The organism is Actinacidiphila paucisporea (assembly GCF_900142575.1).
In the GTDB taxonomy this organism is placed as follows: domain Bacteria; phylum Actinomycetota; class Actinomycetes; order Streptomycetales; family Streptomycetaceae; genus Actinacidiphila; species Actinacidiphila paucisporea.
In genome coordinates, this window is record NZ_FRBI01000018.1 from 1 (window position 1) to 12,156 (window position 12,156).

8 protein-coding genes and 1 pseudogene are annotated in these 12,156 nt (G+C 72.9%); 6 read left to right on the top strand and 3 right to left on the bottom strand.

Annotated features, from left to right (window positions below; translation table 11 throughout):
* Positions 1-640, top strand: a pseudogene (locus tag BUE44_RS23840) (2-oxoacid:ferredoxin oxidoreductase subunit beta); the annotation flags it as partial.
* Between the two features lie 190 nt (positions 641-830).
* Entirely contained in the window at positions 831-1,613 is a 783-nt protein-coding gene (locus tag BUE44_RS23845; protein ID WP_073501036.1) for a thioesterase II family protein, read from the top strand.
* Positions 1,614-1,686: 73 nt separating this feature from the next.
* Here the strand turns inward: BUE44_RS23845 and BUE44_RS23850 are convergent, their stop codons facing one another.
* Positions 1,687-2,544 carry an AfsR/SARP family transcriptional regulator gene (locus BUE44_RS23850; RefSeq protein WP_079190018.1) on the bottom strand — a complete coding sequence of 286 codons (858 nt, stop codon included), beginning with the start codon at positions 2,542-2,544 and terminating at the stop codon, positions 1,687-1,689.
* Positions 2,545-2,897: 353 nt separating this feature from the next.
* Here BUE44_RS23850 and BUE44_RS23855 point away from each other — a divergent pair, with 353 nt between their 5' ends.
* The gene (locus BUE44_RS23855; RefSeq protein ID WP_143172571.1) at positions 2,898-3,134 is read left to right on the top strand and encodes a DUF6059 family protein; all 237 of its coding nucleotides are present in this window, start codon (positions 2,898-2,900) and stop codon (positions 3,132-3,134) included.
* Positions 3,135-3,156: 22 nt separating this feature from the next.
* Here the strand turns inward: BUE44_RS23855 and BUE44_RS23860 are convergent, their stop codons facing one another.
* A complete protein-coding gene (locus tag BUE44_RS23860; RefSeq protein WP_073501038.1) occupies positions 3,157-3,960 on the bottom strand; it encodes an AfsR/SARP family transcriptional regulator in 804 nt (267 codons plus the stop codon).
* 922 nt (positions 3,961-4,882) lie between these two features.
* On the opposite strand from BUE44_RS23860, the gene BUE44_RS23865 reads away from it, so the two are divergent.
* From BUE44_RS23865 to BUE44_RS39805, 3 genes are all read left to right on the top strand, one after another.
* The gene (locus BUE44_RS23865) at positions 4,883-7,150 is read left to right on the top strand and encodes a rhamnogalacturonan lyase family protein (RefSeq protein WP_073501039.1); all 2,268 of its coding nucleotides are present in this window, start codon (positions 4,883-4,885) and stop codon (positions 7,148-7,150) included.
* A 93-nt stretch (positions 7,151-7,243) separates the two neighbouring features.
* Positions 7,244-8,047 (top strand): DUF4184 family protein, encoded by an 804-nt coding sequence (locus BUE44_RS23870; protein ID WP_073501040.1) that lies wholly within the window; start codon positions 7,244-7,246, stop codon positions 8,045-8,047.
* Positions 8,048-8,116: 69 nt separating this feature from the next.
* Positions 8,117-8,389, top strand: a complete 273-nt coding sequence (locus BUE44_RS39805; protein WP_073501041.1) for a hypothetical protein — start codon at positions 8,117-8,119, stop codon at positions 8,387-8,389.
* A 40-nt stretch (positions 8,390-8,429) separates the two neighbouring features.
* Here BUE44_RS39805 and BUE44_RS39625 read toward each other — a convergent pair whose 3' ends face one another.
* On the bottom strand, positions 8,430-11,882 hold the full coding sequence (locus BUE44_RS39625) for a discoidin domain-containing protein (protein WP_079190020.1): 3,453 nt from the start codon (positions 11,880-11,882) through the stop codon (positions 8,430-8,432).
* Positions 11,883-12,156: the final 274 nt, after the last annotated feature.

Below are 12,156 nucleotides of genomic sequence, written 5' to 3' on the forward strand. Positions count from 1 at the left end.
CCAGTACTCCCCCACCTCGGAGACCGGGAAGATCACCAAGTCCACCCCCATGGGATCCCTGGACGCCCCCTTCAACCCCCTCTCCCTGGCCATCGGCGCCGAAGCAAGCTTCGTGGCCCGCACCATCGACTCCGACCGCAAACACCTCCAGTCCGTCCTGCGCGCCGCCGCCGACCACCCCGGCACCGCACTGGTGGAGATCTACCAGAACTGCAACATCTTCAACGACGGCGCCTTCGACGCCCTCAAAGACTCCGCGACCGCCCACGAGGCCCTCATCCGCCTCGAACACGGCCAACCCATCCGCTTCGGCACCCCCGCACCCGACGGCCTGGGCTCCAAAGGCGTCATCCGCGACCCCGCGACCGGCGACCTGACCGTCGTGGACACCACCACCACCAACCCCGACCAGATCCTCATCCACGACGCCCACGCCACCAGCCCCACCACCGCCTTCGCCCTGACCCGCCTCGCCGACCCCGACACCCTCCACCACACCCCCATCGGCGTCCTGCGCGACACCACCCGCCCCGTCTACGACACCGACATGGCCGACCAGATCGACCACGCCACCACCCAACAAGGCCCAGGCGACCTCACCACCCTCCTCACCGGCACCGACACCTGGACCGTCACCTGACCCCCTGAGGTGAGGACGTCCCGAAGGGGCCCGGGACCGCGTCCGAGGTGCGGCCGGCGCTCCGTGCGCGCGACCGGACCGCCACCGTGGACAGGCCCCCACGCCCGGTCGAAGCACACGCCGGCGCAGCGGAATCGCAGGAATCCCACGCCCCGCTCGGGGCGCCAACGACCATGACGTGAGGAAAATCGTGCCGCCTACACTCACCGGCGCAGCCACCCGGACGTGGGTGCGCCGCTTCCACCCGTACACGGCCGCGTCCGTGCGACTCGTCTGCTTCCCGCACGCCGGCGGGGCGGCCGGCTTCTTCCACCCGCTCTCCGCGGAACTGCGGGAGCGGACCGATGTGCTCTGTATGCAGTACCCAGGCCGCCAGGACCGATGTCGGGAGCCACTGCTGGACGACATAGCCCGGCTCGCCGACGGCGCCGCCGAGGCCCTGGCCCCCTGGCGCGGGGACCGCCTCGCGCTGTTCGGGCACAGCATGGGCGCGGTCGTGGCCTACGAGGTCGCGCGCCGGATGGCGGCCGACGGCGCCGGGCCCGTACGACTGTTCGCGTCCGGGCGGCGGGCACCCTCGGCATACCGTGACGAGAGGCTGCACCTCGCCGGCGACGACGCGCTGCTCGCCGACATCCGCGCGCTGGACGGCACACCGCCCGAGGTGCTCGCGGACGAGGAGGTGCTGCGGATGTCGCTGCCGGTGCTGCGCAGCGACTACCGGGCGGTGGAGACCTACCGGCACCCGCAGGGGCCCCCGCTGGAGTGCCCGGTCACCGTGCTGACCGGGGACAGCGACCCGCGGGTGACCGACGAGGAGGCGCGCGCCTGGACCCGGCACACCGCGGCCGGCTGCGAGGTGCGCACCTACTCCGGCGGCCACTTCTTCCTGTCGGAGCGCTGGCCCGAGATCGGCAGCCTGGTCCTCGACCGGCTCGTGGCCGCACGGCGCCCCGCGGCGCCCGGCCGCTGACCCCGCCCGCCCGCCGGCCCCCGACCGTCGCCGACGCGCCCGGTCTCAGGCGGTCACGGGACGCCGACTGCCCTCAGGCCGTCGCGGAGACCGCCGGGGCGAGGGCGCCGTCGGACAGAACGGTCCGGTGGGCCGTCCGCAGCTCCACACCGGGCTCGATGCCCAGCTCCTTGATGAGCTGCGCCCGGGCGCGCCGGTAGACGTCGAGCGCCTCGCCACTGCGGCCGCTGCGGTGCAGCGCGAGCACCAGGCGGGCGCACAAGCCCTCGTTGAGGTGATCCTCGGCCGTCAACCGGCGCAGTTCCCCGACCAGTTCGTGGTGCCCGCCCAGCGTCAGGTCGACGTCGATACGGCGGCGCAGCGCGGTCATCCACGCCTCGTCGTACTGCAGGGCGGCGCCGGCCCGCGCGGGGCCGTCCCGCAGGTCCTCCAGTGTCGGGCCGCGGCGCAGCGCCAGCGCCTCGCGGTAGAGGCGGGAGGCGGCTTCCAGGTCGCCGGCGTCGGCACGCTCGCGGCCGAGCCGGCACAGCCGCTCGAACCTGACGGTGTCCAGGACGCCGTCGTCCACCGCGAGTTGGTAGCCGGGTGTCCTGGTCCGCAGCACGCACCAGCTGTCGAGCCCGTGGCGTGCCAGGAACTTCCGCAGCTGCGAGACGTACACCCGCAGCGCCGACACCGCGGTCGCCGGCGGCCGGTCGCCCCACAGGTCGCGGATCAGCGAGTCGCTGGAGACGGTGGCGTTCGGCCGGATCAGCAAAGTGGCGAGCAACTGCCGCAGCTTGCGCTGGGGGAGCGGCACCTCCGTCGTACCGGCGACCACTTCGAGCGGCCCCAGCAGCCGCAGTGACACCGTGGGCGCCGCCGGCTCATGCCCCGCCGCCGGCTCGAAGACCTCCAGGCTGTCCACGTGGTCCCCTCTGAACGATCGCATGCACCCCGTCCCCGTGACGGAGTGGCCTGTCGCCCGGAAGCTGCGAACCGGGCCACCGGGCTGTGCTGTTGCGCATACGGACAGGGTGTGACGTGTCGAACGAACTGGTCACCGTGGTCTGACTGACGCAGCGAGTTTACCGAGCGGCCGTCGTGCTGCCTACGGTTCCCGGCGCGAAGGGACGCATTCTTTTCCGGCAGCGACAGCCGTTACGGGCGGCCATGCCCGCCAGCCGGCGCGACACGTCAGGCGAATCGCCGGCACAGCTGCCCGGCGGGGCCGAATTGCGCGGGGCGAGCGGGGCCGGGGCTCCGCTTAATGCCGGCTTTGCAGCCGCGCTCTATCTTCGCCGGATGAGACGCATCTCCCGGTGGCTGCTGAGGCAATTGACCGCGGGGCTCGGGAGCCTCGCCATGTTCTGGTTCCACATGCCCGATCCGGAGTTGGCTTATCCGGAATTGCCGTCGCCGGCAAGTCTGGACGGGCCCCCCGCCGGGCACCCCGAGCGGATGTGCCGGGAAATTCCGTTGACCCGGACGGAACTCATGCTGATGGCCGAGATCGACGCCATCGGCGACAGCGGAAGGTGACGCGTCCCTCGCGGCCCTCGCGTCACCGCCCCGGCGGGTCGGCCCCACCGGGACCGCACCGGTCGGGCGGCCCGCCCTCCAGCATCGAGTGGTGCAGGTTCTCCACCCAGGAGGACGGTTCGAGCCCCAGCTCGTCACGCAGCACCTGGCGCAGCCGCGCCATCACCACCAGCGCCCGGTCGCGGTGGCCCGAGCGGTACAGCGCCAGCATGTACTGCACCTGGACGTACTCCTCCGCGGGCTGTCCAGCGGCCAACGCGTCCAGCTCGTCGAGCAGTTCGCGGTGCCGTCCGAGGCTCAGGTCCGCGTCGATGCGCTGCGTCCGTACGCTGAGCAGCTCCTCGTGCAGCACCCGCAGCCGCCCGGCGAGCACCGGACCCGCCGGAACCCCGGCGAGCGCCGGACCCTGCCACAGCGCCAGTGCCAGTCGCAGCAGCCGGGAGGCGCCCCGGTCGTCCCGGTGCATCAGCGCGGTGCCGCGGCGGGCCAGCGCCCTGAACCGCTCCAGGTCGAGGGCGTCGACCGGCACCACGAGCGAGTAGCCGTTCTCCCGGGTCTCCAGCAACCGCCGGGCCGCGGGCGCGCTGCCGACGCTCGGCATCGCGGTCAGCATCCGGCGCAGGGACAGCACGTACGACTGCAGGGTGGCCGCGGCACTGTTCGGCGGGGAGCCGCCCCACAGCTCGGTCACGCAGGTGCCGGCCGGGACGACCTTGCCCGCGTCGAGCAGCAGCAGCGACAGCAGCTGGCGCTGCTTGGGCGCGGTGGGCGTGTGGTCACGGTCCGCGTCACGGACCCGTAGTGGCCCGAGTACACCGAACTCCAAACCGGTCACTCCTCCGCGCGTCGGGTGTGGCTGCGGCGGACCTCGGATCCGGCTGCCAGGCCCTCACTCTACCGGCGCCACCCGCTCCCGGCGGGCCGTCGCCACCCCACCCCCAGAGGCACCCCCGGTACCCCGGTGACGGCCTCTCAGGGTGCGCGCCGGCCTGCCGTTTCGCCCGCGAAGAGGTGAATCGACCTTCAGAGCGCGCCGATCGGTGAGACGGGCGTCTCGTCGTCCGGTCCGCCCGCCCGCGCGCTCGCCTGTCGGCGGGTCCGTCTCTCTCCCCCCGCCGGTCCGACTGCCCGCCGGTCCGCCCGCCGGCGTGCCCGCGCCCCCGCCGGTCCGCCCGACTGCCCGTCCGCTGCCAGACTGACTGCCCGCGCCCCCGCCGGTCCGCCCGCCGGCGTGCCCGCGACCTCGCCCGTCCGCCCGCCGGCGTGCCCGCCTGCCGCCGGATTGACTTGCCCGCGGCCCCGCCGGTCCGCCCGCCGGCGTGCCCGCCTGCCGCCGGATTGACTTGCCCGCGGCCCCGCCGGCGTGCCCGCCTGCCGCCGGATTGACTTGCCCGCGGCCCCGCCGGTCTGCCCGCCGGCGTGCCCGCCTGCCGCCGGACTGACTTGCCCGCGACCTCGCCGGCGTGCCCGCCTGCCGCCGGACTGACTTGCCCGCGGCCCCGCCGGTCTGCCCGCCGGCGTGCCCGTTTGGCGCCCGACTGACCGCCCACCGGTTCGCCGGTCCGTCCGTCTGCCCGCCGGTTCGCCGGTCCGCCCGCGCGCCCGCGCATCCACCCTTCCGCCGGCGGCGGTTGGCCGCGAAAATTTTCGGGCCAACCGTTGACGCCCCGTGGGAGCGCTCCCACACTTGGGTTGGAACGTTAAAACGTTCCAACCCACGGCTTCCTTCCCCCCACCTTGGAGGATCCATGACCACCCGTAGGAAGCGCGCGCGCCGCCGCGCCTGGGCGGCGTCGGCGGTCGGCGCGCTCATCGCGGCCGGCACCACCTGGGCCGTCCAGGCCGTTCCGGTGAGCGCGGCCGCCGCACCCGCCGCGGCCGGTTGCAGCGTCGGCTACACGATCACCAACACCTGGCAGGGCGGCTTCGGCGCCGCCGTCACGATCACCAACCTCGGCGACGCGGTGTCGTCGTGGAGCCTGAAGTGGACCTTCGGGTCGGGGCAGACGGTGACGCAGGCGTGGAACGCGGACGTCACGCTCAACACCAGCCAGGTCACGGCGACGAACGTCAGCTACAACGGCGCGCTGGCGACCGGAGGTTCGGCCTCCTTCGGGTTCAACGGGGCCATCACCGGCTCGGGTACGCCCACCGCTCCGACCGCCTTCACGCTCAACGGCGTCGCCTGCACCGGCGGTACGACCACCACGCCGCCCACCACGCCCCCGACGACACCGCCCACCACCACGCCGCCCCCGTCCGGCCAGGGCCGCCAGGTCGAGAAGCTCGACCGCGGGGTCGTCTCGGTCCGCAGTGGCTCCGCCAACCTCGTGTCGTGGCGCTGGCTCGGCACCGACCCGGACGACGTCGCCTTCAACGTCTACCGCGGCGGCACCAAGGTCAACCCGGCGCCGCTGACCGGCGCGACGGACTACCTGGACTCCGGCGCCGCGGCCGACGCGTCGTACACCGTGCGGGCGGTGGTGAACGGCGCCGAGCAGGCCGCCTCGCCCGCGTCGCTGTCGTTCGCCAACGGCTACCACGATGTGCCGATCTCGCCGCCCGCCGGCGGCACCACCCCGGACGGCGTCGCCTACACCTACGAGGCCAACGACGCCTCGGTCGGCGACCTCGACGGCGACGGCCGGCTCGACCTCGTACTGAAGTGGTATCCCACCGACGCCAAGGACAACTCCCAGTCCGGCTACACCGGTGACACCATCCTGGACGGCATCACCCTCGACGGCACCCGGCTGTGGCGTATCGACCTGGGCCGCAACATCCGCTCGGGCGCGCACTACACGCAGTTCCAGGTGTACGACTACGACGGCGACGGCAAGGCCGAGGTCGTCACGAAGACCGCCGACGGCTCCACGGACGGCACCGGCAAGGTGATCGGCAGTTCCAGCGCCGACTACCGCAACTCCTCCGGCTACGTCCTGTCGGGCCCCGAGTACCTGAGCGTCTTCAACGGGCGGACCGGCGCCGCGATGCAGACGGTGAACTACGATCCGCCGCGCGGCACCGTCTCGGCCTGGGGCGACTCCTACGGCAACCGGGTGGACCGCTTCCTGGCCGGCACCGCCTACCTCGACGGCAAGCGCCCCTCGATCATCATGGCCCGCGGCTACTACACCCGTACGGTGATCGCCGCCTGGGACTGGCGCGACGGCAAGCTCACCGAACGCTGGCGCTTCGACACCAACGACTCCGGCAACGGCGCCTACGCCTCCCAGGGCGACCACCAGCTCTCGGTCGCCGACGTCGACGGCGACGGCAAGGACGAGATCATCTACGGTTCGATGGCCGTGGACGACAACGGCCACGGCCTGTGGAACACCAACCAGGGCCACGGCGACGCCCTGCACGTCGGCGACCTCGACCCGGCACGCCCCGGCCTGGAGGAATTCAAGGTCGACGAGAACACCGACAAGTACTCCGCCTGGTTCGCCGACGCCCGCACCGGGCAGATCTTCTGGCACCAGCCCGACTGCGCCTGCGACAACGGCCGCGGCGTCTCCGACGACGTGTACGCCGGCAGCCCCGGCGCCGAGTCCTGGTCCGCCGCCGTCGACGGCGTCTACAACACCAAAGGCCAGAACATCGGCCGCAAACCCGGCTCGGCCAACTTCACCATCTGGTGGGACGGCGACCCGGTCCGCGAACTCCTCGACGGTACCCACATCGACAAATACGGCACCGGTTCCGACACCCGCCTGCTGACCGCCTCCGGCGTCCACTCGAACAACGGCACCAAGGCCACCCCCTCCCTGACCGCCGACCTGTTCGGCGACTGGCGCGAAGAGGCCGTCTGGCCCACCACCGACAACCACGCCCTGCGCATCTACTCCACCCCCGACCCCACCACCCAGCGCATCACCACCTTGATGCACGACACGCAGTACCGCGAAGCCGTCGCCTGGCAGAACACCGCCTACAACCAGCCCCCGCACCCCAGCTTCTTCCTCGGCAACGGCATGGCGACCCCGCCCCGCCCGCAGGTCTACACCCCCTGACCACCCTTTGACCCGGCCCGCCGACCGGCGCGGACGGGGGGACACGGCGCCCCCCGTCCGTCCACCGCGCACCGGCCCGGGGAAGATGGCGGGATGCCGTTCACACTCAGTCATCCCGCCGCCGTGCTGCCGATGCTGCGCGACGGGCGGCCGCGCGGACCCCTGGTGGCCTCGGCGCTGGTCGCCGGCTCGCTGGCGCCCGACGTCCCGTACTTCACCGACTCGCTGGTGCACGGCACCTTCGGCTTCGGGGTGTTCACGCACAGCCCGCTCGGCGTGCCCACCGCCGACGTGGCGATCGCCGCGGTGCTCACCGCCGGCTGGCACTGGCTGCTGCGCGAGCCGCTGGTCGCGCTGCTGCCCGGCCGGTGGGCGGACGCCGCCGACGCCATGACCGCGCCGACCGGGCGGACCCGGGGCCTGGCAGGCGCCGGCCGCTTCGCGCTGTCCGCGGCCGTCGGCGCCGGGACGCACGTGGCCTGGGACGCCTTCACCCACGGCGGCCGGGCGGGCGTCCGGCTGCTGCCGGTGCTCGACCGTACGGTGCTGGGCCGCCCCCTCTACTACGACCTGCAGTTCGGGTCGTCCGTCCTGGGGCTGGGCGTCGTCGGCTGGTACGTGGCGCGCACCCTGCGCGCGGCGCCCGCGGACGCGCCGCCGCGGCCGCGGCCGTCCGCCCGTACCAGGCTCGCCGCCACCGTCCTGGTGGGCGCGGCCGCGGCGGCCGGAGCGGCGGCCCGCGTCGCCCGCCGGGACGGTGGCTCGCTGCGCGGCGCCGGCGTCCTCGACCTGGTGCCGCCCGTCGCTTTCGGCGGCGGAGCCGGCGCCGCGGTGGGCCTGGCCTGTTACGCGGCGGTGGCACGTACCGCACGGGGGCGGCGCAGGAGCGCGGTCTGAACGGCTGGGCCGACGCGCTGGCGCTGGCCGGGATCGTGCTGGCCGGCTCCACCGTGCAGCGGATGTCGCATGGGCTTCGCGCTGGTCGCGGTGCCCTCGCTGGTGCTGCTGATCGGCCCGGCGCACGGGATCGCGCTGGCCAACTGCGCGTCCGGCCTGATCAGCGCGGTGGGCCTGATCGACACCGGTCTGGGCGCCGGCCGTCGGCGGCATGGGTGCCGGGACGCTGGCGGGCCGCGTACGCGCCGACCGGGTGCCGGAGCGCGGGGCCGGCTGACCGTCCTGCTGCTCGCCCTGGCGGGCGGCCTGACCACGCTCGGGAAGGGCGTCTGGGCACTGTGACCCGGGGACCCGGCGGGCCCCCGGGCCACAGCGGCCGCCGTCAGTCCGCGGTCACCGCCGACGGCAGCGTCAGAGCGCCGCTCAGCGGGAGGTTGCGGGACGAGTCGCCGACCAGGATCTGGTACGTGCCCGCGCCGGCGACCCAGTGGCCCGCCGTCGTGGACCAGGACGCCAGCGCGTGGACCGGGACGGTGAAGGTCACCGTGCCGGACGCGCCCGCGGCCAGGCTGATCCGCTGGAATCCCTTCAGCTGGTGCGGCGGCTCACCCGCGGCGGCCGGGTCGGCCACGTAGAGCTGCGCCACCTCGGTGCCGGCCCGGCTGCCGGTGTTGGTGACCGTCGCCTTCACCGTGGCCTGGCCGCCCGAGACCGCGCCGACCTGGAGGTTGCCGAACGAGAAGCTGGTGTACGACAGCCCGAAGCCGAACGGGAACAGCGGGGCCAGGTTGTTGGTGTCGTACCACCGGTAGCCGACCTTGAGGCCTTCGGAGTAGCTGACCTGGCCGTTCGTCCCCGGCCACTGGGCGGCGGTGTTCGCCGGGACCTGGGACAGCGCGGCGGGGAAGGTCACCGGCAGGTGGCCGGAGGGGTTCACGTCGCCGAACAGCAGCGCCGCGATGCCCTGGCCGTACTGCTGGCCGTCGTAGAAGCCCTCGAAGACGCCCGCGACCTGGTTCAGCCACGGCATCAGGATCGCCGAGTTGTCGTTGAGCACCACGATGGTGTGCGGGTTCGCCGCGGCCACCGCGGAGATCAGCGCGTCCTGGTTGCCCGGCAGGTTGAGCGAGGCGTTGTCGGCCTCCTCGTGGCCGTAGTTGTCGCTGGCGAAGACCACCGCGACGCTGGAGTTGCGGGCCAGGTTCGCCGCCGCGGTCACGTCGGTGCCCTCGTCGTAGGTCACCTTGGTGCCGGTGTCGGCGAGCCGCTGCTGGATGCCGATGATCGGGGTGTACGTGCCGCTGCTGGTCACCGTGCCGCTGCCGCCGCCGATGGTCTGGGTGCCGGGACCGCCGTCGGTGCCGATGACCGCGACACCGGACGGCAGCGCCGCCGGGTTCAGCGGCAGCACGCCGTTGTTCTTGAGCAGGACGGTGCCCTCCTCGACGCCCTGCAGGGCCACCTTGTTGTGCGCGGGAGTGGTGACGATGGCCTTGTTGCTGCCGGTGGGCGCCTTGTCGAACATCCCGAAGCGGAACATCTGGGTGAGCACCCGGGAGACCATGGTGTCCACGGTCGCCTGGCTGACCCGGCCGTCCTGCACCGCCTGGATCAGGAAGTCGGCGTAGTAGTAGCCGCCGGGCATCTCCACGGTCAGGCCGGCGTTCGCGGACTCCACGGTGGAGTGGATGGCGCCCCAGTCGGACGTCACGAAACCGGTGAAGCCGGCCTGCTGGTAGAGGCCCTTGTTGAGGATGTCCGGGTTCTGGCACGACGGCTGGTTGTTGACGTTGCTGTAGGCGCACATCACCGCCGCCGCGCCGCCCTCCTTGATCGCGGTCTGGAAGGCGGGCAGGTAGATCTCCTGCAGGGTGCGCGCGTCGACGTTCACCGTGCCGGCCGGCTGCTCGATGTTGTACGCGGCGGCGTGCTTGACCTCCGCCATCACGCCCTGCTCCTGGATGCCCCTGATGTCGGCGGCGCCCATCTGGCCTGACAGGTACGGGTCCTCGCCGAAGGTCTCGTACGACCGGCCCCAGCGCGGGTCGCGGATGATGTTCACCGTCGGGCCGAGGGCGACGTGCACGCCCTTGGCGGCGAACTCCTGGCCGACCGCGTCACCGTAACTCTGCTGCCACTGCGGGTCGAAGGTCGCGGCGGACACCATGCCGGACGGCATCTGGGTCACCCCGCCGAGCCCGTCGCCGACACCGGCCGGCCCGTCCTCGAAGTTGACGTCGGGGATGCACAGCGCCGGGATGCCGATGATCTTCCCGATGTAGTCGGGGGCGTCGGTGCCGTGCAGCATGGCGACCTTCTGCTGGAGCGACATCTGCCCCATCAGCTGGGCGACCCTGGTGGACGTGGCGGCCGTGGAGTTCAGCCACGGGCAGTTGCCGGGCGCGGGCTGCGACGGCGGCGGCGGGATGGTCGCGGTGACTCCGCCGACGGTGTAGACCGCGAACTCCCACAGCGCGTAGCCGTAGGCGGTGGCGCGGGCGGTGCCGTACATCCGGATGTAGCGGCCGCTGCCGGTCACGGCGATGCTCTGCTTGCCGCCGGCGCCGCTGGTGGTGGAGTAGACCTGGTGCCAGTCGGTGCCGTTGTCGGAGAGCTGGATCTGGAAGGCCTTCGCGTACGCGTTCTCCCAGGTGATCACCACCTGGCAGACGGGCAGGCTCGCGCCCAGGTCGACCTGGAACCACTGCGGGTCGGACGAGGCGCTCGACCAGCGGCTGATGGTGCTGCCGTCGACGCCGTAGGCGGCGGAGTAGCCGGGGTCGTCGTCCTGGAGCGAGGAGGCGGTGGCCGGGTGGCCGAGCGCGGCGTTCTCGGTGCCGCAGGTGCCGGTGCCGGTGCCGCCTCCGGTGGTCGTGCCGCCGGTGGTGCCTCCGCCCGAGGTGCCGCTGCCGCCGGTGTGGACCTGGAACTCCCACAAGGAGTAGCCGTATCCGGTGGCGCGGGCGGTGCCGTTCATCCGGACGTAGCGGCCGGTGCCGGCCACCGTCAGGGTCTGGATGCCGCCGGTTCCGGTCGTGGTGGAGTAGACCGGGGTCCAGGTGGTGCCGTTGTCCGAGAGCTGGATCTGGAAGGAAGTGCCGTACGCGGCCTCCCAGTTGAGGACGACCTGGCAGACCGGGACGCTGCTGCCGAGGTCGACCTGGAGCCACTGGGGGTCGGTGGCCGCGCTGGACCAGCGGGTGCCGGTGTTGCCGTCGACGGCGGCGGCGGGCGGGGTGCCGGCGTTCTCGGTGGAGGACGCGCTGGCGGGGCGGTCGAGCGCGGCGTTGTCGGTGCCGCAGGTGCCCGGTCCGGTGGTGCCGGTGGTGCCGTAGACCTGGAATTCCCAGAGGGAGTAGCCGTATCCGGTGGCGCGGGCGGTGCCGTACACGCGGACGTAGCGGCCGGAAGCGTTTACGGGGACCGTTTGTACGCCGCCGGTCGCGGTGGTGGTGGAGTAGGCGTCGGTCCAGGTCTGGGCGTTGTCGGAGACCTGGATCTTGAAGGCGGTGGCGTAGGCCGTCTCCCAGTTGAGGGTGACGGAGCTGAGGGTGTCGGTCGCGCCGAGGTCGACCTGGAGCCATTGGGGGTCGGCGGCCGCGCTGGACCAGCGGGTGCCGGTGTTGCCGTCGACGGCTGCCGAGGCGGGGGTCCCGGCGTTCTCGGTGGAGGAGGCCGTCGCGGTCTTCCCCTGCGACAGCAGCGAAGGCGCGGCGTGGGCGGGCCGTGCGGTGGTGAAGAGTGCGGCGATCAGCGCGAGGACGGCGGCCGAGGCGAGCCAGGCGGCGCGGGTGGTGCGGGCAGCACGGGGTCTGACCCTGTTGCTGGCATACATGAGTCTCCCTCAAGGAGGTGGGGGAAGGCAGGAGGACTCTGAACGGCGGCCGCCGGGAGGGATGTTGCGGTGGGGCGAGGGATGCGATGACGGGAGAGCGCTCTCCAATGCGGAAGTGAACACTCGCGCACAGGGCGCGTCAAGGGTCTCGGCGTGAAGTGGCCCGCGGGACTGTACGGAGGCTGTGCGGGCGCTGTGGCAGCGTGGCAGGGCGGCGGTAGTGGCGGTGGTGTGGGTCACCCACGGGATGCCCGGGCAACCTTCAGGCGGTGCC

What these genes read in the sequence shown, in the direction of transcription:
- BUE44_RS39805 (WP_073501041.1), top strand. Translation starts at nt 8,117, where the DNA reads ATGGGCTTCGCGCTGGTCGCGGTGCCCTCGCTGGTGCTGCTGATCGGC.
- BUE44_RS23855 (WP_143172571.1), top strand. Translation starts at nt 2,898, where the DNA reads ATGAGACGCATCTCCCGGTGGCTGCTGAGGCAATTGACCGCGGGGCTC.
- BUE44_RS23850 (WP_079190018.1), bottom strand. Translation starts at nt 2,544, where the DNA reads ATGCGATCGTTCAGAGGGGACCACGTGGACAGCCTGGAGGTCTTCGAG.
- BUE44_RS23870 (WP_073501040.1), top strand. Translation starts at nt 7,244, where the DNA reads ATGCCGTTCACACTCAGTCATCCCGCCGCCGTGCTGCCGATGCTGCGC.
- BUE44_RS39625 (WP_079190020.1), bottom strand. Translation starts at nt 11,882, where the DNA reads ATGTATGCCAGCAACAGGGTCAGACCCCGTGCTGCCCGCACCACCCGC.
- BUE44_RS23865 (WP_073501039.1), top strand. Translation starts at nt 4,883, where the DNA reads ATGACCACCCGTAGGAAGCGCGCGCGCCGCCGCGCCTGGGCGGCGTCG.